This window comes from Leptospira inadai serovar Lyme str. 10, assembly GCF_000243675.2.
GTDB classification, from domain to species: domain Bacteria; phylum Spirochaetota; class Leptospiria; order Leptospirales; family Leptospiraceae; genus Leptospira_B; species Leptospira_B inadai.
This window is the reverse complement of sequence record NZ_AHMM02000023.1, coordinates 29,394-54,111: the sequence shown is the minus strand read 5'-3', so window position 1 is coordinate 54,111 and position 24,718 is coordinate 29,394. Positions and strand designations below refer to the sequence as shown.

26 protein-coding genes are annotated in these 24,718 nt (G+C 46.0%); 16 read left to right on the top strand and 10 right to left on the bottom strand.

Annotated features, from left to right (window positions below):
- The first annotated feature begins 23 nt into the window (after window positions 1-23).
- Window positions 24-782, top strand: coding sequence for a lipid A Kdo2 1-phosphate O-methyltransferase (gene lmtA / locus LEP1GSC047_RS13405; RefSeq protein ID WP_010419011.1), 759 nt, complete (start codon window positions 24-26; stop codon window positions 780-782).
- Window positions 783-853: 71 nt separating this feature from the next.
- Here the strand turns inward: lmtA and LEP1GSC047_RS13400 are convergent, their stop codons facing one another.
- Window positions 854-1,576, bottom strand: a complete 723-nt coding sequence (locus LEP1GSC047_RS13400; protein WP_010419009.1) for an LIC_11490 family protein — start codon at window positions 1,574-1,576, stop codon at window positions 854-856.
- Between the two features lie 106 nt (window positions 1,577-1,682).
- Here LEP1GSC047_RS13400 and LEP1GSC047_RS13395 point away from each other — a divergent pair, with 106 nt between their 5' ends.
- Both LEP1GSC047_RS13395 and LEP1GSC047_RS13390 read left to right on the top strand, forming a co-directional pair.
- Entirely contained in the window at window positions 1,683-2,897 is a 1,215-nt protein-coding gene (locus LEP1GSC047_RS13395; protein WP_010419007.1) for a hypothetical protein, read from the top strand.
- Window positions 2,897-3,361 carry a chemotaxis protein CheX gene (locus tag LEP1GSC047_RS13390; RefSeq protein ID WP_010419005.1) on the top strand — a complete coding sequence of 155 codons (465 nt, stop codon included), beginning with the start codon at window positions 2,897-2,899 and terminating at the stop codon, window positions 3,359-3,361. The genes LEP1GSC047_RS13395 and LEP1GSC047_RS13390 overlap by 1 nt, the downstream gene beginning before the upstream one ends.
- Before the next feature lie 85 nt (window positions 3,362-3,446).
- Here LEP1GSC047_RS13390 and LEP1GSC047_RS13385 read toward each other — a convergent pair whose 3' ends face one another.
- Entirely contained in the window at window positions 3,447-4,445 is a 999-nt protein-coding gene (locus LEP1GSC047_RS13385) for a tetratricopeptide repeat protein (RefSeq protein ID WP_020988812.1), read from the bottom strand.
- Window positions 4,442-5,050 (bottom strand): LIC_11485 family protein, encoded by a 609-nt coding sequence (locus LEP1GSC047_RS13380; protein ID WP_039935061.1) that lies wholly within the window; start codon window positions 5,048-5,050, stop codon window positions 4,442-4,444. Before LEP1GSC047_RS13380 ends, LEP1GSC047_RS13385 begins: the two co-directional genes overlap by 4 nt.
- A 459-nt stretch (window positions 5,051-5,509) precedes the next feature.
- On the opposite strand from LEP1GSC047_RS13380, the gene ccoN reads away from it, so the two are divergent.
- The 10 genes from ccoN (at window position 5,510) to LEP1GSC047_RS13330 (ending at window position 15,477) form a co-directional block, all read left to right on the top strand.
- Window positions 5,510-6,940 (top strand): cytochrome-c oxidase, cbb3-type subunit I, encoded by a 1,431-nt coding sequence (gene ccoN / locus LEP1GSC047_RS13375; protein ID WP_020988829.1) that lies wholly within the window; start codon window positions 5,510-5,512, stop codon window positions 6,938-6,940.
- Window positions 6,937-7,626, top strand: coding sequence for a cbb3-type cytochrome c oxidase subunit II (locus LEP1GSC047_RS13370; protein WP_010418994.1), 690 nt, complete (start codon window positions 6,937-6,939; stop codon window positions 7,624-7,626). The genes ccoN and LEP1GSC047_RS13370 overlap by 4 nt, the downstream gene beginning before the upstream one ends.
- A 9-nt stretch (window positions 7,627-7,635) precedes the next feature.
- Window positions 7,636-7,782, top strand: coding sequence for a hypothetical protein (locus LEP1GSC047_RS13365; protein ID WP_010418992.1), 147 nt, complete (start codon window positions 7,636-7,638; stop codon window positions 7,780-7,782).
- Window positions 7,783-7,785: 3 nt separating this feature from the next.
- On the top strand, window positions 7,786-8,319 hold the full coding sequence (locus LEP1GSC047_RS13360; RefSeq protein WP_010418991.1) for a cbb3-type cytochrome c oxidase N-terminal domain-containing protein: 534 nt from the start codon (window positions 7,786-7,788) through the stop codon (window positions 8,317-8,319).
- Between the two features lie 53 nt (window positions 8,320-8,372).
- Window positions 8,373-9,746: a cytochrome c oxidase accessory protein CcoG gene (ccoG, locus tag LEP1GSC047_RS13355; protein ID WP_010418989.1), complete on the top strand. Its 1,374-nt coding sequence runs from the start codon at window positions 8,373-8,375 to the stop codon at window positions 9,744-9,746.
- Window positions 9,730-10,215 carry a FixH family protein gene (locus LEP1GSC047_RS13350; protein WP_010418987.1) on the top strand — a complete coding sequence of 162 codons (486 nt, stop codon included), beginning with the start codon at window positions 9,730-9,732 and terminating at the stop codon, window positions 10,213-10,215. Before ccoG ends, LEP1GSC047_RS13350 begins: the two co-directional genes overlap by 17 nt.
- On the top strand, window positions 10,212-12,644 hold the full coding sequence (locus tag LEP1GSC047_RS13345) for a heavy metal translocating P-type ATPase (protein ID WP_039935056.1): 2,433 nt from the start codon (window positions 10,212-10,214) through the stop codon (window positions 12,642-12,644). The genes LEP1GSC047_RS13350 and LEP1GSC047_RS13345 overlap by 4 nt, the downstream gene beginning before the upstream one ends.
- Window positions 12,641-12,820, top strand: a complete 180-nt coding sequence (gene ccoS, locus LEP1GSC047_RS13340; RefSeq protein WP_010418983.1) for a cbb3-type cytochrome oxidase assembly protein CcoS — start codon at window positions 12,641-12,643, stop codon at window positions 12,818-12,820. The genes LEP1GSC047_RS13345 and ccoS overlap by 4 nt, the downstream gene beginning before the upstream one ends.
- The gene (locus tag LEP1GSC047_RS13335; protein ID WP_010418981.1) at window positions 12,817-13,569 is read left to right on the top strand and encodes a sulfite exporter TauE/SafE family protein; all 753 of its coding nucleotides are present in this window, start codon (window positions 12,817-12,819) and stop codon (window positions 13,567-13,569) included. The genes ccoS and LEP1GSC047_RS13335 overlap by 4 nt, the downstream gene beginning before the upstream one ends.
- Window positions 13,570-13,752: 183 nt before the next feature.
- Complete coding sequence (locus tag LEP1GSC047_RS13330; RefSeq protein ID WP_020988824.1) at window positions 13,753-15,477, top strand: DUF342 domain-containing protein; 1,725 nt, start codon at window positions 13,753-13,755, stop codon at window positions 15,475-15,477.
- Window positions 15,478-15,511: 34 nt separating this feature from the next.
- Here the strand turns inward: LEP1GSC047_RS13330 and LEP1GSC047_RS13325 are convergent, their stop codons facing one another.
- From LEP1GSC047_RS13325 to xerD, 3 genes are all read right to left on the bottom strand, one after another.
- The gene (locus LEP1GSC047_RS13325) at window positions 15,512-15,907 is read right to left on the bottom strand and encodes an LA_2478/LA_2722/LA_4182 family protein (RefSeq protein ID WP_010418979.1); all 396 of its coding nucleotides are present in this window, start codon (window positions 15,905-15,907) and stop codon (window positions 15,512-15,514) included.
- A gap of 75 nt (window positions 15,908-15,982) precedes the next feature.
- Entirely contained in the window at window positions 15,983-16,408 is a 426-nt protein-coding gene (locus LEP1GSC047_RS13320; protein WP_010418977.1) for an ATP-binding protein, read from the bottom strand.
- 37 nt (window positions 16,409-16,445) lie between these two features.
- Window positions 16,446-17,342, bottom strand: a complete 897-nt coding sequence (gene xerD / locus LEP1GSC047_RS13315; protein WP_039935053.1) for a site-specific tyrosine recombinase XerD — start codon at window positions 17,340-17,342, stop codon at window positions 16,446-16,448.
- Between the two features lie 126 nt (window positions 17,343-17,468).
- Here xerD and LEP1GSC047_RS13310 point away from each other — a divergent pair, with 126 nt between their 5' ends.
- Window positions 17,469-18,065, top strand: a complete 597-nt coding sequence (locus tag LEP1GSC047_RS13310) for a tetratricopeptide repeat protein (RefSeq protein WP_010418973.1) — start codon at window positions 17,469-17,471, stop codon at window positions 18,063-18,065.
- A gap of 12 nt (window positions 18,066-18,077) precedes the next feature.
- On the top strand, window positions 18,078-19,085 hold the full coding sequence (locus tag LEP1GSC047_RS13305; RefSeq protein ID WP_010418971.1) for an LA_2486 family SGNH/GDSL-type esterase: 1,008 nt from the start codon (window positions 18,078-18,080) through the stop codon (window positions 19,083-19,085).
- Here LEP1GSC047_RS13305 and LEP1GSC047_RS13300 read toward each other — a convergent pair.
- Together LEP1GSC047_RS13300 and LEP1GSC047_RS13295 are read right to left on the bottom strand one after the other, a co-directional pair.
- Complete coding sequence (locus LEP1GSC047_RS13300) at window positions 19,082-20,512, bottom strand: MBOAT family O-acyltransferase (RefSeq protein WP_020988825.1); 1,431 nt, start codon at window positions 20,510-20,512, stop codon at window positions 19,082-19,084. The two genes, LEP1GSC047_RS13305 and LEP1GSC047_RS13300, sit on opposite strands and share 4 nt — an antisense overlap.
- Window positions 20,502-21,779: an LA_2490 family SGNH/GDSL-type esterase gene (locus tag LEP1GSC047_RS13295; RefSeq protein ID WP_020988827.1), complete on the bottom strand. Its 1,278-nt coding sequence runs from the start codon at window positions 21,777-21,779 to the stop codon at window positions 20,502-20,504. The genes LEP1GSC047_RS13300 and LEP1GSC047_RS13295 overlap by 11 nt, the downstream gene beginning before the upstream one ends.
- A 170-nt stretch (window positions 21,780-21,949) precedes the next feature.
- Between LEP1GSC047_RS13295 and trxB the strand changes: the two genes are divergently transcribed.
- Window positions 21,950-22,897, top strand: a complete 948-nt coding sequence (trxB, locus tag LEP1GSC047_RS13290) for a thioredoxin-disulfide reductase (protein ID WP_010418967.1) — start codon at window positions 21,950-21,952, stop codon at window positions 22,895-22,897.
- A gap of 31 nt (window positions 22,898-22,928) precedes the next feature.
- Here the strand turns inward: trxB and LEP1GSC047_RS13285 are convergent, their stop codons facing one another.
- Both LEP1GSC047_RS13285 and LEP1GSC047_RS13280 read right to left on the bottom strand, forming a co-directional pair.
- Entirely contained in the window at window positions 22,929-23,654 is a 726-nt protein-coding gene (locus LEP1GSC047_RS13285) for a hypothetical protein (protein WP_010418965.1), read from the bottom strand.
- An 82-nt stretch (window positions 23,655-23,736) separates the two neighbouring features.
- Entirely contained in the window at window positions 23,737-24,609 is an 873-nt protein-coding gene (locus LEP1GSC047_RS13280) for an early set domain-containing protein (RefSeq protein WP_010418963.1), read from the bottom strand.
- Window positions 24,610-24,718 lie beyond the last annotated feature (109 nt).

Sequence of the window (24,718 nt, the reverse complement as noted above, 5' to 3'; positions counted from 1 at the left end):
ACCTCCGGTACGAAGGATACTACATGGCTCTGATCGAAGAACTAGACAAACAAGGAATTTTCCTATTTCGCTGGAGATCCTACATTCCCGGCTTTATTCTGCTCCTAAGTTTGTATGCTCTAAAAGACTATCAATTTCTAAACGGATCCTACGAAATCAATTTATACTACGCAGCGGCTTGCTTTTTCGTAAGCTTACTCGGTTTATTCGTTCGTTGCTTCGTGATCGGTTATGCGCCCGCCCGCACCTCGGGTCGAAATACCAAAGAGCAGATCGCCGATGTGGTAAATCGGGAGGGAATCTATTCTTTAGTTCGCCATCCATTGTATTTGGGGAACTTCCTATTATACCTAGGACCGATACTTTATTTACGGGATCTCCCCTTACTTCTGGTATTCGCTCTTTTTTTCGGGTTCTATTACGAAAGAATTATGTTCACGGAGGAAAAATTTCTTCGGGAGAAATTCGGCCGCGAATATCTCGATTGGGCGGACAATGTTCCCGCCTTCCTTCCGAAAGGGAAGGGTTACGTAAAACCTCAACTTTCCTTTTCCTTCAAGAATGTCTTAAAAAGAGAGTATCCTAGCCTTTTTGGAATCGTCGTGATTTTCGTCTTGTTCGATTTCTGTGCGAGCTTCTTGAATAATTTCGGCTCATGGACTGCGCCCTGGGAAGTCATTACCGAACCCCAAATTTGGGTTTTTGGAATCGGAGCCGGATTTTATATTATTGTTAGAGTAGTCGTAAAAACGACCCGCTGGCTACAAGTCGAAGGCAGATAGATAAGAACGTTTCCCTCTGCGAATCCGACTCGATACGAATAACAGGATTGATTCTCGACGAATCTCGATACCTATAGTTTCGAAGTATATTCCAAGTAATTTTTAAATCGCTCGGTTTCTTTCGTCAAAAAAATCGGAGTCGGAAATTCTCGCTTCGCAGGTAAGAGGGCGAAGCCTTCGTCGTAAAAGATCACTTTTTCCACCTCGTCCAGTTTATAACTGAACTCGGAATTTAACGCGTGAAATGCAAAGCCACCCGGAATTTCTCGAACTCTGCCTTTACCGATTCTTCTAAATCCCTTGAGTTGTTCGGGTCTGATTTTTTGCTTCAATCCTTCGTAAGGCAATTTTCCGGAAAGGTCCAGGAATAAAATCCCTTCCATAGACCACTCTTCCTCGCGGGACTCTGTACCAATTTCCACTCTTTCCTCCGGAGGCTGCTCTCTTGGTCGAAACGTTTCCTCATGTGGAATCGGTTCCGTCTTAATTTCTTCTTCCCAAACTTCTTCTTCCGGAATCATATTCGATTCTTCACTTCGTTCGGATGCGCGGGTAAAAGGACGAATCTTTCGCTCCTCCGCAAATACTCGATCTAGGTGAGAGGATGATTCGGTTCGAACCGGCCTCTTAGCCGAGGTCAACGCTTCTGCGACATTTTTTCTGTCTCTCGGAATCGGAGTAGGCGTTCGTACAGAACCGGACGAATCCGCGCGATTCTTCAAACTTGGCTGGAAGGATACATAAATGAAACAAAGGAGTCCGACCAGAATGAGTGCGAGTGCGATATAGAGCATCAGTATATGTATCTACCATCCGATCGCCTTTCTGAAGCGTTTTTCGTCGGTTTTTCTCCTTTACAGATTCTACCCGCCTCTCACCCTTCCTATCATACGGATTTTTATGACAAATACTGAAGGAACATCCTTTAAAGACATTTTTTTCAAAGTCGGGTCAGCTCTTTTTTTGGGCGTTCTGGTTTTAATGCTGATTTTTACTCTTCTCCGTTCCGACGTGGAACAAGCCGGAATGGATATGTTGACCGGCAAAGCTAACATCAAAGCCGGAAAGATCGGCGGAAAAGATGTACCCATGGATTCCTTTAATGCGGGTCGTAGGTACTGCTATCAAATATACCAGGGTCAAATTCCGGACAGCCAACTGGGTGAATGTGCCTTTATGATTCTGAAAGGAATGTTCGTCGCGAATACGATCGCAAATTCGCTAGGTTATAGCGTTTCCGAAGAATTAATCCGGCAAAATCTTTGGGAAGAAGCTCAAAAAAGGGTGAAACTTTCTTATCGGGGCGCGGGATATTCGGACGACGAAGTGGAGAAACCCGACCAAGTATATCGTCAGTTCTTAAAGGAAGCGCCCATGCGTTTCCGTATCGAGGCTGCCGTGCAAGGTTCTATCCAGGCAAATCTACTCCAATCGGATCTACGGAAAACCGATGACGAATTGCGGGTGCAATCCGAAGCATCTACGGCAAGAGTCGATTTGAACGCTCTCGTCTACACGGAAGAAGATCTGACAAAACTGGCCAATCAGAATGTGGAGCCGACGGATCTGCAACTAAGGGAGCTTTATCAGAAGGAAATCACCGATTCCAACGCGCCAAAAGGTAAAGACGGGAAAATCCCCTCTTTCGAAGAAAGAAAGTCCATCCTGCGCGGGAAATTTCTAATCGAAGCCCGTAAATCGGCGATCGAAAACTTAAAAGCAAAAATTAAGACCTTACAAAGCGAACCGAATGGACTGGGCAAAGTAGCCGCCCTATTCGGAACCGGCACCGTAACGATTCGAGATAAAGCATTCGCGGATCTAAAATCCGTCGCTTCTTCGAAAGGAAGTTTTTCTCTCCTTTCGGATAAACGATTTTTCCAAGATCTAACTTCTCAGGCGTTCGGCCAGAAGAAGAGCCTGGGCCCGTATAAGGATGCGGACAAGTATGCGCTCGTCGAATTTGTAGCCGTTCGATTCGGAAAACCGGAAACTTCCACAGTACTTAGAATCAGAGACTCCTCCGTACTCTTAAACGGATTTCTGTCGGAAATCCCTCAAAGTGTGGCGGAAGAAATGACCGTAGAAAGGTTAGCTAAATCAGCGGAGGAATAATGCAAATCCGTGCCGAACTCGTAAATCCGTTCTTGGAAGCGGCGACCATAGTCTTCCGAGACGTACTAAAAACCGATTTGATCCGCGGAAAAATCGGAGTGAAGGATTCTCCCGAAACGACATTGGAACTCGCGATCATCATCGGCGTTTTAGGAACCTTTACGGGAGAAGTCGTTTACGGATTGAATTATGACGCCGCTTACAAGATTGCAAGTAAGCTGATGCCGGGAATGAGTGAACAGGATATTAAAAACGAGTACAAGGATATCTTGGGGGAAATCGCAAACATGACCACCGGAAATGCTATGAATATTTTCGCGACGGCAGGCCAGTCCATCGAGATCACCGCTCCGAATATCGTAGACTCCAAAAACGAGACGATTAAGATTCCGAAAAAGCAAGCGCTTGCCATCAACCTATTTTCCAAATTCGGAAAGTTGGAAGTAAACGTCTCTCTTTCGTGAGGAAATTTTTAAAGACTAAAAACTCTCCGGGATCGATTGCAAATCGTTACGTCCTCTCCTAAGAGTGCCGATCAAATCCGACGTTCTATAGATCTCTCTTGGAAAGATTTTCCAGTTCGGTTCGCAATGGGGAGAACCTTCCCTTAGAATCCTCAGAACTTTTTTCCAGATACTTTACCAGAAATCTTCTTGCCCATTCGGTTTCACCGGCCTTGTAGCTGGATTTAAATAAAAGATAAGCGCCTAAATCTCTTTCTTCCAATTGTCTTTTGAATTCGGGCGAATTCGGATCCGATGAAATCGGGTACTTGCGACCGAAACGATTCCAGAAATCGATCAGATAGGCGCGGGAATCCGAGAATCGTCCCTGCCGAAAAAGAGAATCACCTAATTGTAATAAAGCCTGCGCGCGGTATTCCGAAGGAGCCTCGGTCGCTACTTGCAAAAGCGAGGTTTGAGCCTCCGAATTTTTTCCCTGAGACCGCAATGAACGCGCCGACTCCAGCAGGGTTTTCCATTTCATTTCCTCGTCCTGGCTCTCGGGAGCCGAGGAATTTGTCTGAGAATCTACGAGTTTGGACAGTTCCAGTTTTGCCTTTCCGGAAGCTTCTCCTTGGCTGCCAGCGGCCTTCGTAAATTCCTCCTGAGCCGCGTTCTTTTCTCCATTACGAAGTCTTAATAGCCCTCTTTCGTAGGCGGCCTGACTCGGATCTTGATCGTCCTTCTTTTTTGCTTTCCGGTTTTTTTTCTCGGTTATATTCGGCAATTGAGTCGTCTTCGATTTTGCGGGAGGCGTTTGGATCGCCACTGAATCGGGCACCGTAGGTGTAAGGTTCGAATCGTTTCCGATCGCAGCTTCGGTTGTTTTGTTCGTCTTGCTAGAATCCGCTTCCGACGTGGACCTCGGCTCTTCTCCAGCAACGCTATCGGAGGATTGAGAAGGTGCTACACCTAGGGAAGTTTGCCGGGATTCGGCTTCTTCCGTGCCGGGTCGATCTTCCGGAAACGGTAAAGGCAGGTCCGCCCAGAGCCAGGTCGGTAAAAGTAAATAAACAATAAGAGTGTAGTACGATTTCAAATTCATTCTCTCAATTGTGGCCCGGTGGTCTTTCTAGGCGGCTTTTCCAATCGTGACGAGGAATCGCTCCTGGAAGAGGAGTTCTGCTCCGATTGGGATTTCGGCTCCAATTTGGGCGCGCTGTCGGAACTATTACTAGGAGCCGAATCTTCTCGCGGAGGTCGTTCATTCTCGTTCGGGAAGAAAACCCGGGAATCTCCCTCATTCCTTCTCGAATTGGAAAGCGTATTCCCCTCTTCCAGGCTGGCTTTCGGAGCGGAAGGACCTGCCTTAGGTCGATCCTGAGAATACCTTTCAATATCCAGCGAATTCGATTTCGAATCGTTAAGCCCCGGGTCACTCCAACGGATCTCCTTTCGCTTGCGATTGTATTCTCGTTCTATATCCTCTAAAAAAAGTGCCTTTCGGTCTAAGACCTTGGCCCTATCCTCTTCCCCCGCCATTTCCAAGCCTTTCTGAAAGCTCAGCCAGGCCAATGCCAACCCGATCAGGACCGCGAGGGCCATGCCGGCCTTACCGATCAGTTTAACCGTTTGCGGGGGCAGGCCGCCTAGAATTCCATCGATCGACTCACGAATATTTGTAAGAAATGAAAACGGATTAAAGGCCATTGCGAATCCCTATGAAAATCATCGGTTTTTTTCCGGTTTTTTTCAAGGACATAATTACCGGAAAGCGACCGGATTTCTACGTTCCAATGCGGCGACTTCCTCGCCGGATAAGGAAGCCAAGCATTCGATCCGATTGAAAAGCGATCAGTAAGAAGCATTCGCAAGATTATCGCGGCGACAAAAATTTCAATAATTTATTTCCAAACTCTTTCCAGAGACCGAACGAAGATTCGAATTCGTCTCCGAATCGCTATTAAGAAAGATTCTCAAATGCAAAAACGACTAACGCAATCCACCACATTCCATTTTAGAATTATTTCGGTTAATTCAATAAATCGAATGTATCCTAACGTTGACAATTATCACCGGTCTAAATCCTCTCCGACTCACTTCCTTGCTTGGCTTTTTATTCGAGTATCGAATCGTTGGAAGTATCCCTTTCCACGGGACGGAGAAACGATGAATTCCCAAAAATATAACGATCAAATCGTAAAAGGATTTATTATCTCTGCATTGGTATGGGGCGTGGCTTCGATGCTAATCGGAACCTGGATCGCTTTCCAAATGGTATTCCCCGAATTAAATTTCGGTCCGTACTTCACTTTTGGACGATTGCGCCCACTTCATACGAATGCAGCCATATTTGGTTTTGCGCTCAGCATCATTTTTGCGACGGCTTACCACACCGTACAAAGACTATGCCGAGTTAGAATTTGGAGCGATCGGTTAGCGAATATTCATTTTGTTTTATACAATTTGACGATAGCATTAGCCGCAGTGACCCTTCCATTAGGGCTGAATCAATCGAAAGAATATGCGGAACTTGAATGGCCGTTAGATCTCCTAATCGTTATTTGGTTCGTAATCTTTATCGTGAATTTCTTCGGAACGATTTTCACTCGCGAAGAAAAACAACTTTATGCTGCGATTTGGTTCTATATAGCCTCCTTTGTTACGATTCCGATCCTATTCATCGTAAACAACCTAGCGGTTCCTGTCGGCTTAACCAAATCATATTCGCTGTTTTCCGGCGTGTACGACGCGAACATCCAGTGGTGGTACGGACACAATGCGGTCGCATTCGTATTGACCACTCCATTCTTAGGATTGATGTATTATTATCTTCCTAAGCACATCAAACAACCGATCTATAGCCATAGATTATCGATCATACATTTCTGGTCCTTGATCTTCATTTATATCTGGGCCGGCCCGCACCATTTGCTCTATACTCCTCTACCCGATTGGTTGCAAACCACCGGAATGGTTTTTAGTATCATGCTTTGGATGCCGTCCTGGGGAGGAATGTTAAACGGATTTTTGACCCTCACTCAGGCGAAGGAAAAGATCAAGACGGATGCTACTCTGAAAATGTTGTTGGTAGGAATTACCTTCTACGGTATGTCCACCTTCGAAGGCCCGTTATTGTCGATTCGATCCGTAAGCGCTCTAGGCCATAATACCGATTGGATTATCGGTCACGTTCATGGAGGAACCTTAGGCTGGGTGGGAATGCTTTCCTTCGCGGCTATTTACTATCTAGTTCCTCGGCTTTGGAACACGAACCTCTACTCGGAAAGGTTGGCCAATTTTCACTTCTGGGTAGCTACTCTCGGAATTTTACTCTATATCGTTTCGATGTGGGTCTCCGGAGTTACGGAAGGCTCGATGTGGAGAGCCGTAGACGAAACCGGAGCATTAAAGTACCCTAATTGGGTACAAATCACGGAAGTTCTAAAACCGTTCCGTCTTTTCAGAGGTATCGCAGGCGTTCTTTACGTTAGCGGATTATTCGTGATGATCTACAATGTGATCAAGACGATCAAAACCGCAGGAAGCGGATGGAAAGAAATCGATCTACGCGTAGGCCTCAAGGAGGCAAAAGCATGAGTTGGTTTGATAAACTTTTAGATCGCTTTTCGAATCTCACCGAAAAATGGGAACAGAACGGAGTTAAATTCACGATCTATACTACGATCGCGGTTTTGTGCGGCGGTATCTTCGAATTAATTCCTCCCTTCTTCCTCTCGAAGACTGCGGAACCGATAGCGAATGTAAAACCCTACACCGCCCTAGAACTGGCCGGGCGGGACGTTTACCAGAAGGAAGGCTGTAATAATTGCCATACCCAAATGATTCGTCCGTTTAAGTGGGAGGTCGATCGATTCGATCCGCAAAAAGCGTTCGGTCGAGACGGGTATTCCAAGGCGGGAGAATTCGTTTACGATCACCCATTTTTATGGGGATCCAAGCGGACAGGACCGGATCTAGCTCACGAATCTCAAATACAGCCCTCGGCAGAATGGCATAAAACGCATCTCATCAATCCGAGAGACACTGCAAAAGGTTCGGTCATGCCTGGATACCCTTGGCTATTCGAAGAGAGTGCGAAGCTCGATCCGGAAAAGATCGCCGCCCATTTGAGAGGGTTACGTAGCGTCGGAGTTCCTTACACTGATGCGGAAATTCAAGCCGGAGTCGCAGAGCTTTCCGGGAAAACCGAAGGAGAAGCGCTAATCGCGTATCTGTTAAAAATGGGTCGGGACAGCGCCGAACTTTCGAAAAGTTTAAAGTAGGAAGCATAGATGGATTTAGATACATTACAAATCTACAAAGCGCTAAGACTTCCGGTCTTAGTCATTGCAATCGCGATCATCTTTGCGTACGTTTACGCTCGAAAACGCAAAGATCGCATGGAAAAACCGAAATACCGTATGTTAGAGGAGGATTGATCTATGAGCGATCCAAATAAGGAATTTGACGGCATCAAGCAATCCAACAATCCTCTTCCTGCGTGGTGGGTTTGGGTTTGGTTCGGCTCGATCGTATTCGCGATCGCCTATGCAATATATTTTCACGGTTTCTCGTCTTGGGAAACCAAAGAGCAATATGAAGCACAGGTATCGGATTACGAAAAAGAATTTCCGAATAAAAATAAGGTGATCGTATCGAACGGAGGTGCGAATCCGTTCCGCGGGGACGTAAAAGCGATTGCTGCGGGTCAGACAACGTTCCAGACTTATTGCGTCGCCTGTCACGGACCGACGGGAGAAGGTTTGGTCGGACCGAATTTAATGGATAAAGAATGGCTGCACGGAAATACGGATGCGGAGCTTTATGAAGAGATAATGAAAGGAATCGGTCCCGATAAGGCGAAGTTGGGTCGTGGGCCGATGCCTCCACACGAAAATTCCTTAGGTTCCGAAAAAGTCTACCAGGTTATCGCTTGGTTAGCTTCCAGGAATCCGAGTTTAAAAGCCTCCAAGTGAAATTTGATGCTCGCACCCGCCGCTTCGCGGCGGGTCGATTCGGAGGAATCTAAATGGTTATTTCTCGCCCGATGTCGGGAAAGATTAGAAGTGCCAGAACGGTAGTTCAAACTTTTCTAATTCTATTATTCTTTGGAACGCCTTGGCTACGTTGGGATCAACTCCCCCTCATTCGTTTGGACATCCCGGAGAGGAAATTCTTTCTGTTAGGTAATATCTTCACTCCCCAAGAAGGCTACTTTTTACATCTATTCCTCTTGGGAATGGGACTTTCCCTCTTTCTCTTCACCTCTTTGATCGGGAGGGTTTGGTGCGGATGGGCCTGTCCGCAGACGATCTATACCGATTTATTCGACGTCGTCGGAAGATTCGTTCTAGGATCGAAATACGGCAAGAAGGATGCTCCTATCTTCGGAAAAGTCGGCACTCATCTCGTCTGGATCCTCGTAAGTTTATTGGCATCTTTAGCATGGATTTCCTATTTTGCGGATCCTTATCTGATGCTAGCGGACATTCGATCGATTTCCGAAACTCATTCATTGCCTAGTTGGGCCTACTTCACGGGATTCTTCACATTTGCGATGTACGCGGATATGGCCTTCATTCGCGAACAGTTTTGCAAATATGCCTGTCCATATGCTCGCTTTCAGACAGTTATGATGGATGCGGATTCCGTTAATATAACGTACGATTATACGAGAGGAGAACCTCGCCGAAAAGGGACCGTTAAGATCGGAGATTGCACCGCATGCAATATGTGCCTCGTCGTTTGTCCTACCGGGATCGATATTCGGGAAGGAACCAACGTAGGCTGCATCGCCTGCGGAAAATGTTCCGACGCGTGCACCCATCAGATGGCAAAAGAAGGGAAGAAGACTCTCATCGGATACTGGTCGGAAAACGAAATCGCTTCCCATAATCGCCGGATAAGATGGATCCGGCCTCGAACCCTGGTTTACGGCGGATTATTAACATTGGTTCTTACGGTTGCGAGTCTCTTGTTATGGACCCGAGTACCTATGTATCTTTCGGTACTGCCCGATCGGAATATACAACCGATGACGCTTCCCGGAGGAACGGTCCGTAATTTTTACGAAGTGCAAATACAGAATCTGACCTTTGAAGAAAGGAAACTTAGATTCCAAATCGAAAAAACCGATATCGATGGGGAACTGCATATTCTGGTGGGCGGAACCGAAGAGGCAGTCGTAAATCTTCCTTCCAATTCCAACATGCACTATCGATTAATCCTAGAGTTAAGGAATCTCCAGGGAAAAGACGCTTCCAAAAGAAGCCACGAAATTGTTCTGAAAGTATTCGATCTTGAAAAACCGGTTTTTGCCAAAACGAACGCGATTCCTTTCCTACTACCGGTAGGAATTGCGATTAAGCAAATAGGAGGAACTACCATTGCATCCCAGCCTTAAACGAGCATTTATTCTAATCGGTCTTTGCTTTGCAGGACTGATCTTCGCGACCGTTTGGACGGTAAACGTGGCTACGTCGAGCCATACGCAGCCGGTTGAAAAAGATTATTACGAGAAGGGACTGAAATACGAAGCCGCGATTGCAGAACAGCGAAGTATGATTTCGAAAGGATACGAATTCCAAGGAGCCTGGCTTAACGGAGAAGTTCCTCTAAGAGTCGGAAAACAAAAATTACAGCTAACGCTTCTTAAGCGAAATTCTCCGATCGTGGGTGCGACGTTGAGAGTTCGGTTCGAAAAAAGCGCAACGGACGCGTTCAACAGACAATCGGAATTTAAGGAACTGCAGCCCGGGATTTACGAGGCCGAATTAGAGATTCCGATGTCCGGTGCTTGGTCGGTAACGGTTTTTGCAAAAACGGACGAGGGAGCGTTTGAACGAACCAAGCAGTTAAGTATCGTTCGGTGACGGAATATTGCTACCATTGCAATTCCCCCATCGGGAAGCACTTGATAGAAAAGAAAATTCTAGGAGTCGATAGACATTACTGTTGCAACGGATGCGCCGAACTTTCTTCCCTCCTCTTAGGAAGCGAGCTCGGCCGATTTTATGAGATCAGAGGTGGGCAGAAACTGGATCCAGTGGGCGATATTCCCGAGATAGCCGGAGACACTCGGCTCGAAACCGAATCGGTATATAAAGAATATGTGGAAAATCCCGAACCTGGCAAATCGATCGTTAGGATCAGCGTCGGAGGAATTCATTGCAGTGCATGCATTTGGCTGATCGAAACCGCCCTTTCTAAATTGCCGGGCGTTTTTTCCGCTAGAATGAATTTTGCCACTTCCAGATTGAGCGTGGAATTCGATCGGAATCGACTCGATCTTACGAGCTTATTCTCTTCCATTCGAAAACTCGGATATACTCCGAGCTTATATTCTCCCTACAAATCGGAAGCGCAAGTCGAAAAACCGTTTAAAGACTTAGCTCTTCGAATGGCCGTTGCCGGATTCTGCTGGGGAAACATCATGCTCTTCTCCGCCGGATTATACGCGGGCTATTTCGAAGGAATGGATCTAGGAATAAAAAAATTATTTCATTACGTTTCTTGGATATTAGCCACGCCGGTCTATTTATTTTCCGGTTATCCGTTTTGGAAAGGCGCATTGGAATCCTGGAAAAGAGGATTTTTGTCCATGGATACTCTCCTTTTTTTAGGAGTGAGCATGGCCTATTTTTATAGCGTCTATGTAACGATCTCCGATAAAGGTGAGGTCTATTTCGATTCGGTCTGCACGATCTACTTTTTTATACTTTTAGGAAAGTATCTCGAAGCCCATATTCGTTACAAAGCGAGCGCGAAAGTCGGGGAACTGCTTTCTTTTTTACCGGAAGAATACGAGGTGGAAAGAGGCGGAGATTGGAAAAAAGTTCCGACTTCGCTGATTGATGCCGGAGATAAAGTCAAATTGCTCTCCGGCAGTAAGGCCCCGGTCGACGGAAAATTAGATTCCGCGGACGCCTATTTCGACGAATCCGTAATCACCGGCGAAAGCCGACCGGTTCATAAAACGAAAGGAGATTCGATTCGTGCAGGTTCACTTTGTCTTTCCAGCGGAATTTATTTTTATGCGACCGGAACATCGTCTCAAAGCACGTTAGCTCAGATCGGTAGGCTTTTAGAGGAATCCCTGCTGACAAAACCGAAACTACAGAGAACGACGGACAGGTTAGCGTCCATATTCGTAAAGGTAGTCTTGTTCGTGGCAATGATCACATTCGCGTATTGGTGGAAGACCGTTTCGTTAGAGGTTGCGATCTTAAATACGATCAGCGTTTTAATTGTGGCCTGCCCCTGTGCATTGGGCTTAAGCGTTCCCGCGGCTTTGGTCGTAAGCCATTTGCTTCAGTCCCAGGCGGGAATTTTAGTAAAAAACCCCGAGTCCGTGGAAACGTTGGCAAAAGCGGACAGGATTGTCTTCGATAAAACGGGCACTCTTACCACCGGAAAGTTGGAGTTGGTAGAAGAGAAAATTCTCGGTCCAGAAGAACCGTTCGAATACAGGAATTTGGCGTACGCGTTAGAAGTGAATTCTTCTCACCCGTTAGCTCGATCTCTTGTACGCGCTTTAGAAGCCCAAACTTCCATAAAGACGAAGGGAACGTCGCTCCCAAACGGATTCTTCTGGAAGGATCTAAAGGAAATATCCGGAGGAGGAATCGAAGCCAAACGAGCCGGCGAAAACGGAACCGTCTACAGGATCGGAAGCAAAGGATTTACCTCGGAAATAGGCTCCGTCAACGACGGCTGGATTTATCTGAGTAAGGACCGGCACCCGATTGCGGCCTGGAAATTCGGAGATACACCGAGGCCCGATGCGAAAGCGAGCATTTCATTGCTGAAAGCGACAATTCCGAATCTAGAACTTTTATCCGGCGACTCGCCCGAAAAAGTCGAAGCCCTTGCCGCCGAATTGGGAATCCTAGAATACACCGGGAACCTTTCGCCCAGCGATAAAAGACAACGAATCATCGATGCGCAGAGAAAAGGAGAAACGGTCGTAATGGTCGGAGACGGAATCAACGACTCGGCCTGCATCGCCCAAGCAAACCTCGGCATTTCCATGGGAATCGGATCCGATTTAAGTCTAGATCGTTCCGATTTGATTTTAGTCCAGAATCGACTCGACGCGCTCCCTAAGGCCGTTTCCATTTCCAAATCGACCCGTCGCATCATTCTTCAGAATATTATACTATCCTTAACTTATAATTCCATTATGATTCCGATAGCGGCCTTCGGATGCATGCTGCCCGTTATCTGCGCTGGATTTATGACTCTAAGTTCGATAACGGTCGTATTAAATTCTATATCATTGAGAAGGAGAGTTTCACTTTGAACGCCTTATACATGACGATTCCCTTAGCGTTAATAATCGCATTCGGTTCCTTCTTTGTCTTTCTTTGGAGTTACAAGTCCGGTCAATACGAGGATATCGAAGGACCGAAATATAGAATGCTATTCGATGACGATCCGATCGAACCCGATCATGCGGAAAAGGAGCCTAAAAAATGATTCTTCCGATTTTAGGTGCGGCGTTCTTACACGGATTGACGAGTTCCCTTCATTGCGTGGGAATGTGCGGACCTTTTGCGGGAACCTTATCCCTATCTTCCGGCCAAGGCTCGAGAAAGGAAAATGCGTTCTTACAGCTCTGCTATAATCTTGGGCGACTAGGCTCATACTCTTTGATCGGTACTTTACTCGGATTCGTCGGCCAGGGAGCGAATCTAGTTTCTACCGAACTCGGATTTATTCGAGAAATCGCCGCATGGATCTCCGGGATTTTTGTGATACTATTCGGTCTCTCTCTTTTGCTCGGAGGAGGAGCATCGTTTGCTTCCGCCTTTGCCGGCCGAATTTTAGGAAAGGTTGCAGGGCCGATCTTGGAAGCTCTGCGTAAAAATAGCGACAAGCCGTTTCGACTCGGTTTCATCGGATTTAATTTCGGTTTAGTGACCGGCCTTTTGCCTTGCGGAGTTTTGTATCCTGCCTTCGCACTTGCATTTGCAACGGGTTCTCCTTGGACTGGAGGCGCAGTGATGGCTAGCTTCTTCATCGGAACTTTCCCGCTACTTTTTGCCTTCGGCTACGGCTTCCGATCGCTTGCCCTTAGATTAAAGGGGAACGCGGCAAGATTTGCCGGAACATTGGTCATCTTGGTCGGAATCGGATGGATCTTCCTCCGCTTCGGTCATGATCATTCCGAACATACAGGACAAAAATCAACTCACTCCGAATCTCATTCCCACCACGAACCTTGAGGGACTTCCTAGAGACGGAATAAGATCGCAAAAAAATTGTCTTTTTCCGTTTGAGAGGAATTTTCTTTTCGATTATTTCCCGCCCGTCCCTTCCGTTTTTCCAGATTCTATCTAAAGTCTTTCCCTAGGATTTCGATTGTAAAATATAGGATGGGCACTACTCTCCAATATCGGAACTATCGAATGACTGACTCGATTCGTAATTATACGGATTCCCTCCTCCGGGATTTAGAAGAAAACGAGGGCGGTTTTTTTAAGATCGAGAATTTGGACGGATCGGCGTATTTAACGGTTTTTCCCTCGGGAAAAAAAGGGAAGAGCGTAGAAATCAGAGAAGTTTTCAAACGTCTAGAGGTCTTTAAAATTTCAGAGAGTTCCGAAGAGGAAGTGAAGCGAGTCGTCACAGACAGGGATGGAGAACCTCATTTTATCGGGAAATGGCCGGGAAAACCGGAAGCCAGTTACCTAGAACTGAAAATCTCCGAAGATAAAATGGCCGTGCATGCGATATTGCAACCGCCCAAATACGGCGGTAAAGTTCTTTCCGAAACGGAAATCCTTTTTGAACTAAAAAAAGTAGGGATAGAATTCGGAATTAAAGCGGAAGAGGTCGCGCGTCTTGCGAAAGCCGAAGAGTACGGAAAGCGGGTTTTACTCGCGACCGGCGAGGCTCCGGTTCCGGGAAGCGACGGAGATTTACGAATTCTATTCCAACACCCGAGCACTCCGAAATTGAAAGAAGACGAATTCGGCAGAGTCGATTTCAAAAATATTCAAATCATCCAGAGCGTGAAAAAAAACCAAAAATTAGCCGAAAAGATCGCCCCTTCCCCCGGCAAACCGGGTAAGAACGTTATGGGGGATATCCTTCCGTTTGAAGAAGGAAAACCTGCGGAGTGGAAATTAGGCTCCAACGTAAAAATCTCCGAAGATAAAAATCAGATTTTCGCTCTCATAGACGGGAGACCGATCGTAGATCGATACGGAGTCATTCGCGTAGACGAGGTTTGTCATCTGGACCATGTGGATTTTTCCACGGGTAATATCAACTTTCCCGGAACCATCATCGTAGAAGAATCCATTGCCGACGGATTTGTTCTCGAGACGGAAGGTTCCATCGTCGTAAAAAAATCGGTGGGCAAGGTCTTTTTAAAAGCGGGCGGCGACATCGTCCTTTCGGGAGGCTTCATGGGTCGCAACGGCGGCTTAATAGAATCGGGCGCGGATATCTACGCCAAGTTCGTGGAGCAGGGCAAAATGATCGCAAAGAATTCCATCTTTATCGAAGAAGCCTCGATGCACTCCGAATTGATCGCAGGCGAGTCGATCGTTGTTCGTGGAGGACGCGGGGAATTGATAGGCGGACAATGCGTCGCCGGAAAGAACATCACCTGTTCTAAACTCGGAGCCATCGTGGAAACTAAGACGGTATTGAGCTGCGGAATGCCTCCGGAATTATTAACCGAACTCGAAGATTTAAAGGCGGAAATTCGAAAAAATCACGACGTTTTGAAGAAAGTAGAGGCGAGCATCGTAAAATTAAACGACGATTCGCAACGAAGATCCCTTTCTAACGAGGAAAAAGAAAGCCTACCCAAGCTCCAGGCGATTAAACAAAAATACCAATCCATTCTTGAAAACTTATTGGCTCAAGAGCAGTCGGTCATACTTTCCTTCGATCCGGATAAAAACGCTTGTATCGAAGTCGAGCGGGAAATTTTTCCGGGTGTCGATGCGAACCTGGGTAGAAATCGAAGCTTTAAGGTTAAATTAAAGGAAATTCCCGGACCGTCATTTTTATTCCTCGGAACGGACGGACAAGTGACTCATTCTAAAGTCCGTCCGAAACGATTGGGAATTCTACAGGAAGATTCCCAGGGCTCCGAATCAACTAACCGTCTCGATTAAGCGAAGAGACTTCTTCGGGTCCGATCGGGGAATTTCATTCGATCGATCGGAACAAATCCTGGCAGGAAGGAATCCCGCCGGATTCCTCCATCGAAGCGCACGGTGTCTTGAGTAAATCATCCATGCAATGCCGAACTTTCGCGATTTGTTCGTCGGTCACTTTTTCATAATCGTCCGGGAGAATGCTCTGGTCCTTTTGGTTCTCCATACATTGTTCTAAAGAGTAGAATTCGGATTTCGCCTCCTCCTGTTCGGACGCGGATAAGGATTCCAGATACATTGCGGAGCATTCCAGATTCTTACGGCATAATTCTCGAATATAAGAAGAACTTAAATTTTTAACTTCTTCCCGCGACAGTGACGGCCCTTTGCGACAGGCCGAAACGAATAACGAACAAGATAGAAAAAATACGATAATTTTCGGGTTCATCGGCTCGGATAACCTTTTTGAAACGATTACGAGTATTAGGAAACAAGATTTTGCCTAAAAATTCGGGCTAAAATCCTATTTCATTTTGGTGAGAATGAGTCGATTCCCTTTCCCGGATTGATCCACATAAAAGTGATCGGTGAGTTTACGTACTAGATATAATCCGATTCCTTCTTCCCGATAGTCCCCGAGATCGTATCCTCTCATTTCCGAAAGATTCTTCTGCACCCCGAAGTCGCGAATCCTGACTTCCATTCGATTATCGAAAATCAGGATTTCCAGAAAAATCGGATATTCGTATTTGCCCAAATAGGCGTGCTTAATCACGTTGAGAAGACATTCGCCGACCGCCAATTTCAGATCGGCGGAATCGTATAACGAAAAGCCGGATTCCCTGGCTAGATTATAAACGAAGTTCCGCGCCACGGAAACGTAGCGCGGATGAGACGGGATCTGGATCCGAAACTGGTTTGAATAGCTCGTTTGTTTAGGGTCTGTCAACCTAAACTCCTCAATGGTTTCGGATCATTCTAGGAGATTATCCTCTCGGATGGAATTTCTTGTGAACTTCCTTCAGGGTCTTATTAGCCATATGAGTGTATATCTGAGTCGTAGATATATCGATATGTCCCAATAGTTCCTGAACCGATTTGAGGTCTGCGTGATTTTCCAAAAGATGGGTCGCAAAGGAATGCCGCAACGTATGAGGAGTGACTTTCTTTTTGATGCTCGTTCTTTTGATATAATGATTCAAGAGTCTCCAAACCGATTTACGATTGATAAACGATCCTTTCTTCGATACGAACAAATAATCGCAATTGCGGTTCTTCAGAATATAAGGTCTACTTTGTTTAAGATATCTATTGAGAATATCCAAGGATTTCTCGCCGAACGGAACCAGTCTTTGGCGTCCGCCTTTACCTTCGACCGTTAAAGTCATCCCGGCCATGTCCATGTCCGTTAAGCGAAGATTGCATGCCTCCGAAATCCGGAGACCTGACGAATATAAAAGTTCGAAGATGCACTTATCTCTCAGTTCGTAGAGATGATCCTCGCGAATCGCGCTAAAAAGTTCTTCGATTTCTTCCTGAGTCAGATAGTCGGGAATGGAGCGCATCACTTCGGGAGTTTCGATTTTCTCCGTCGGATTCGAATCCAATTTCTTTTCGTCTTTAAGGAATTTATAAAATTGTCGAATTGCGACGACTTCCCTCGCGATCGTCTTAGCGGAAATTTTTCGATTCCGTTCTTCGTTCAGGAAACGGACGATATCGTTAGCCTGCACTTCTAAGAAGTCGATATGTTCCTTCTCCAGGAAGTTCTTAAACTTGTTTAAATCGTACCCGTACGAGTAGATCGAATTGTCGCTCAGACCCTTCTCTACCGAAAGGTATTCCTGGAAATTTTGGAGTAAATTCTTATGAGAAGATGTCACTTTCTTAGTCCCGCTTCTACGTATTACAGTACTAATTCCTTCGGACAAATTCTCCCACTAGATTGAAACTTTTTTAAGATTGCGGTATGGGAAGGCCCGTAAATTGTACAAATTCGACGGAAGATAATGACTTTTTTTAGTCAAATTTTATCCATCCACCGGAAAAAACCTACGGAAATGAGACAGAAGTTCCGACACGTATTTGCGCTTCTTATGTCCCTAATCCTTCTTTCCTGCGATTCTTCCCAGGAATGGGTAAATCTCGCCCGAGAAAAACACTCCCAGGGCAATATCGCCGAAGCACTTTACTACTATGATTTGGCGCTTAGAAAAAATCCCGATAACGTCGTCGCAAATCGGAATTTGGGAATTCTTTTGGCGGAAAGCGACGAAGCCCCGGGCTCCGCGGCATTTTATTTAGAAAAAGCGCATATAAAGGATCCGAAGAATCCGGACATCCTTCTCTATTTATTAGAAATTTATTTAAAAGCGGGTTCGAAGACCGAATCGGATCGGGTTTTAAAATCTTTCGCCGATGGATGGGATAAGGATAGGGAAAGCCTGGCAAAGTTTTTGAAAGAATGTTTGTTGGATGATAAAAAAAATCCGAGTGAAAGAAAGCGCTTTCAGGAAAATCGAATCCCGGATGCAAACCCTGCTTCCAAGCGAATGTTCCGAGAGTGCGAAGAAAAACTGTATCCCGATAATTCGACAAAATCCTGAACGCGGAATCCATTGAAGTCGCTTGTCTATCTTAAAATCGGAATTTTACTTTCATTCATTTTTATAATATTAGAAATATCGCTTAGACTCCCCTACTTTGAATCCGTTCGATTCGGATTAGCCGATAAGGAACTGCACTGTCTTTCCAAGGATCTTCTTCCATGGATACGATTGTGTCCGAATAGGCGACTGACCCTCTTTCACCCCGCAAAGAAATACTCGTACAGTATACGGACCGATGAGAACGGAGAACGAATCAGCTACGAACCGGGAACAACACCGCTTACCGCTCAAAAGGAAATCTGGATATTAGGAGATTCCGTCGCAATGGGGTATTTAGTGGAAGATCGGGAATCGATTTCATGGAAGTTGGGCGAAAGGATCGGTTCTTCCGTCCGAGTCAGGAATCTAGGCGTGGATGCGGTAGGCACGTTAGGAATTCGGGAGAGGCTGCGAGAATTACTGATGCGATCCGACCCACCGCATACCGCCTATTGGATTTATCATATTTCCGATGTCGCCGACTCGTTTCGGGAAGAAGCTCTGTTTGAATCTAGAGTAAGACGATTCTTAACCAGAGTCTCCTTCTACTTATCCAGATACAGCGCCGTCTTTAACGGATGGAAAGCATTGCGGGAGAAATACCTCCCCTCCCTTGCCGACAATCGAATTTCTTTGCAGGAGGAAACCGCGACGGAATCGCTAAAGAAAGATCACCCGCATCGCCTAGCTCTAAAGCGATTATTTTCTTTTTGTAAAGATAAAAAAATTCCCTTGGTGATCGTATTTCTACCGGAACCGAATTCCGCAAATAAACCCGTCTTTCAATCGCCGATCTTAAACGACGTCCAGTCTCTCGCCCTTGAAAATCGAATTTCAGTCTTGGATTTGAGACCGAGGTTGGAATCGATTTGGAAAGAGAAGCAAGAACCTTTTTTCCTGGCCCGGGATGGACATCCCAATCCGTATACGTACGGACTCGTTGCCGATTTCCTGAGCGAAGATTCAACCCGCCGTTAAAACTGGAAATATAGAAACGGCTGGCTTACGGTTACGCTATAAAGAATAAAACAAATGGAAAGTAAAACCGCGGAAATCGAGTAAACCCAAAGCGGTCTATCCGTAAGCTTCTCCAATAACGGAATCTTTCGATCCACGATATAATCTCCTGCCATGAGAGCGACTACCGCAACCAATAACGGGAGAGGGACATCCAGCGGTAATCCGTTAGCAGCGGTAAACGCACGCGTGGTCATGGTCCAGGCGATATCGATACTGCCCTCATATCCGGGTACGGCTTTCGCTCGAAAGAAAAACATCGATACCGCAAAGAAAAAGAAAGTATATGCAACTTTTATAATTTGCGGAACTTTTTCCCAAGCCTCCGAAATCCGTTTAAACGACAGGATAAATCGCTCTAGTACCATTAAGAAAGCGTGAATCGCTCCCCAAATAATGAAATTCCAATCGGCGCCGTGCCAAATCCCGCTCACAAAGGTGGTAAGAAACAGGTTTAGATACATTCTAGGAATGCCTTTCTTGTTTCCCCCGAGAGGAATGTACACGTATTCTCTCAGCCAGGAACTGAACGAAATATGCCAGCGCCTCCAAAGCTCGGTAATGGACTGGGATAAAAACGGCTCCCGAAAATTGGCAGGGATATGATAGCCCATGATCCGTCCTGTCCCGATAGCAACGTCGGAATAGCCGGAAAAATCGCAATATACTTGAAAGGAAAATAAAACGGCGGAAATCGACAACGCCTCCCATCCGAATACGGACGGGTTTCCATAAACGGGATCAATGATTAAGGCAATCGGATCGGCTACAAACGTCTTCTTAAATAATCCCCAGGCGATTTGTCGAATCCCAGGAAGCAGATTCTCTTTTTGGAATCTATACTCTTCCAAAAATTGGTGGAGCATATCCTGAGCGCGAATAATGGGCCCGGCCACTAATTGCGGGAAGAAGCTCAAAAACAGACCGAACTGAAAAAGATTCTTAGCTTTCTCCACATGACCACGGTAAACGTCCACCGCATATCCGATCGCTTGCAACGTAAAGAACGAGATTCCCATCGGAAGAAGGACTCCCGAGGGATAAGCGAAGCAAGACTGGCAAGGCTGCAGACCCAGAATCGTATTCCAAGCGATAAAGGAAAAATCCAGATACTTGAAAAAATAGAGAAGGAGCAGATTTCCCCAGACGACCAAATTCAAAAAAAATAATTTTCCGAATTTGGTGACGGCCTTATCCATCCACACTACGCAGTAATAAGTCAGGACGATGGAATAAATTAATAACGCGACGAACGGAACCCTAAAAACCGCATAGAAATACAGGCTCGTTAAAAGTAGCCACCACTTCTGAAACCTAGCGGGGAGTAGAAAATAAACTGCGATGACAACGGGCGCAAAAATTAAATATTGAACCGAATTAAAGAGCAAATGGGCTCTCCTTCAAATGTTTGGCGATCGCTTCCGCCAGCCATTGGTTTCCGATCTTAGTAAAATGTCCGTCTTCCGGGATAAAATAATCTAGTATGCCGATGCGCCGTCCGTCCGCTCCGATCTTACACATACTTACGGTATCCTTCTTCAGTCTCATCACCGGGATTCCTTTCTTTTCGAAATAGGACGCGGACCGAATCGCGTAATTTTCCAATTTATGATATTTCCCGTTATTATAACAGTATATCTCTTCCACCTGAATGGGAACGATCACCGGAATCAATCGAAACCCTTTCTCCTTTGCGAGAGCGATCATTCCATCGTAGCTACGTTGCGTTAATTCAGGTAAAGGCTCTAACTCGGTCAATTTCGGTATAGTATCCGAACAGCGAACATCGGCAGGAACCGGTTCCGGACAAATCGGTCCTAACGCGACCTCCTGCATTACCGGCGCCAGGGGGGAACAGTTCGGCCGCTTAGGAGGATGATAAAAGGAATTCTTAATATACGATCCTAAGTTTTCTCCCGGTTGCGAATTTTCGGACATTCCCGCTGACTTAATTTCGTTCGCGATATTCATTTTGGTCACTGAGGCAGTGACCGATAATTGCTCCCAAGCCAGCTTCATGGCTTGCAAAGCGTAAGACCATTTCGTGAGTTCGAATTGAATTCGAAAATTTCTTCTATAATTCGGATCCGATTCTCTCGCAGCATCCGTCTGATCGTCGGGAAGGATTCCTTTAGCAGCCAACGCTTCCGGCATATCGAAATCATTCGGCGAAATAAAGAATAGAACCTCGGAAACATGATCCAGTCGAGCGCCGATATCTTTCAGCCTCAGATACGAACCCGAAGAACCGTAGGCATCCACTCCTAAATTCAGGGATTGCCGGGCGCCTCCCTTTAGCTCCAGACCATCCAGCAAAGAGCAAAACGTATCCGGATCCCCCACTCCAAATCCCATCACAAGGCTATCGCCTAGACATAAGAGCTTGGGTCGGTTCGCAATCGGATCTTTAGTTCCGCGCAAGCCCAGGGAATTCGTGGAAATCCGTCCCTCCCATTTCCCGGCAAAATGCCTTACGAAAAGGGACTGATTCGGCTCTAGACCCACGTAGTAATCCGGATGGTACCGATGCAGAACTTTTAGATCTCTATAGTACTGGAGAGAGGGGGATTTGAGGAACCGAAGTCCGATTTCCGTGCCCAGGAATGCGATTCCTACCAAAAAGAGGGTCCATCCTGCCTTTTTCGCAAAACTCATGGATACGGGAAGCATCGGCGAAGGGGCTGGACTGGCAAGCCAATTCGATTCCAATCGATTAGTTTCCAGGAGCCGAATCAGCTCTCGGAAAAAAGATATACTTTACAAGAAACCAGTCTAAACAATACAATCAATTTAGAATCATTCTAAATCTATAGGGGTTTTCAGATATGTCTCATAAAGTCGTAATTATCGGTTCCGGTCCTGCCGGGCATACGGCAGCAATCTATGCAGCGAGAGCCAATCTTCGCCCAGTCATGTACGAAGGTTTTATGGCCGGTGGAATTGCTGCCGGAGGTCAATTAACTACGACAACCGAAGTAGAGAATTTTCCCGGATTTCCGGAAGGAATCGACGGAACTCATCTAACACAGCTTTTCCGAGCTCAATCGGAAAAGTACGGCACCACGATCCATACTCAAAACATTACGAAAGTGGATTTTTCTTCCAGACCGTTTAAGCTCTGGTCCGACGACGAATTGATCGAAGCCGAGTCCGTCATCATCGCGACAGGAGCGACCGCCAAAAGAATGTTCATTGCAGGAGAAGATTCTTATTGGCAAAAAGGAATCTCCGCTTGCGCGGTTTGCGACGGCGCACTTCCGATTTATAGAAACAAAGAACTGGCCGTAATCGGAGGCGGAGATTCCGCCGTCGAAGAAGCGTCTCACTTAACCAAGTTCGCCTCGAAAGTATATTTGGTGCACAGACGAGACAGTCTGCGTGCTTCTAAGATCATGCAAAAGCGCGCGACAACCCATCCGAAAATCGAGATTCTTTGGAACACGACGGTGGAAGCGGCGTCGGGAAACGGAAACCAATTAACCGCGCTAACAGTAAAGGATATTCCTTCCGGTAAGACCAGAGAACTTCCTGTCGGAGGTCTCTTTTATGCGATCGGTCATAAACCGAATACGGAAATCTTCGAAGGTCAATTGGAGTTGGACGAGACCGGTTATATTAAAACGATCCCGGGAACCACGAAAACGAATATCGAAGGAGTTTTTGCTGCCGGAGACGTTCAGGATAAAAATTATCGACAAGCGATTACTGCGGCGGGTTCCGGTTGTATGGCCGCATTAGAGGCGGAGCGCTGGTTGGAATCTAGAGAGGAATAATTTTAAAAAAGACAAGCAGTCGCGAAACGACTTATGGTCTCGCGACGAGCTGGCCCTTTTTAGAGGCGGTATCGTAAATAAATACCGTCGGTAGAGAGGGTTTCTTCTTTCCTCCGGAAGCCGTATCCTCTTCCCTGCGAACGATCATAACCAACCGATCTTTGGGAGAATCCGGAAGAAATTTTTCCAAATAATGTTTTTTAGGAAGCACCTGTATCAATTCTTCGCTAATCGGATCGTATACGAATACTTTCTTGGAATCCTTCTGATTCAAATACCCGTCCTTATTGGTATCTTCCGGCATTCCCACTACGATAAATTTTCGACCGGTCCGTAATCCGGGAAAAGTATCCGGATTCGGTTCGACGGATTCGCTGGAACGGAAAATTTCCGTCTCTTCCTGAGCGTAGAAATAATCCCAAATATAAACACTCTTGGAAAATACTTTCCGAATTTTGCCGCTTAACAAATCGACAACGACCAGATTCTGAGCATGATTTAAGGTTTTGCGCGGTCCGAAATTTTCCCTATCCCGATTCAGATTTAAGGGATAGTAAAGAAAGCGCCCCCAAGCAACCGAGGAATGCTCCAATAAATCGTCGTCGGGTTCCACATATACCGTCTCACTTTTGTTAGAGGACGATTTGGAAATTTCGATCCCTCGGTCATAGACAAACCAGCTTTTTAACAAGGCATATACCAGAATCACAACTATGATCGCAATGACCAAGTAAACCGATAAGCGAAGCTTTTCCATGGTGGGAAGCAAAGATTCCGGCTAGCAAGGTTCTAGGTCAATCTAGATTTAGTCCTGCGATGCTCTTCCTAAATCGGACTTTTTATTTTCTCTCCAAGACACCGGAACGTTCGGGTACGTTTAAGGCGGATGAGATCTCTCCCGTGTCTTCGCGTAGCAGAGTCAAGGGATTGTAGGTGTCGGGTATCACCTTGCCGTCCACAACGAAATTATAAAGGTATTCTCCCGGTTTCAATTTCTTCAGGATTCTAAAAACGCCGTTTCTTTCTTTCTCCATAAAATCCGTTTCCGGATCCCAATGATTGAAATCCCCGACAAGGGTCACCGACTCGGCTTGGGGTTGATAGATTCTAAATTCGACGGTTCTAAATTCTTTTTCTTCGTGGGGCGAATCCTCTAGTATTCTGGTACTAATTTGTTTATTCGGCCCGCCTTGACGATACGCGATTCTAGATACCAGAGAACCTGCCCCATCTTCGTAGGTATCGGGATTACCGGGATCGTGGGTAAAAAGGCCATCCACCCGAAATTTATATTCGTAGGCCGGCTTCGGATCGTAAGAAGGTTCCCCGACTATATCTATGATTCCGTAAAAAACGCCCTTATCATTTTTTTGTAAAGGAACACATTGCCAGTGATTGAATTCCCCGCAAACGCTTACCTCGTCGTTTTGTAAACCTTCGTACGAAAACAAAACTCCTCGATTCAGCAATTTTCCCGTTTGTAAGGAAGTAGCCGTATCGACGTATCGAATAAACCTAGGAGGCACCGCCCGCCTCAAATTTTCTAACTGCCAGAAATAATAGATTTTTTCCTCGGTAAGGGCTTCTTCACCCTCTTCGTAATCTGCGGATCGGAAAGCACCGATCCAGTCCTCCGCCTCGTCGGCGGCTAAAGCGAAAGTAAGAATTAGGGTCAAAAATACGACTGCCTTGGTTTTGTTGGCCGGAATCATTCTGTTGCGATTGTCGTAGAAAAACCCGGAAACCCTAAGCGGATTTCCCGAGTCTTATAGATGGATCCGACATAAGGAAAAATTCTTTGATCTTTTTCGATTAAGCCGA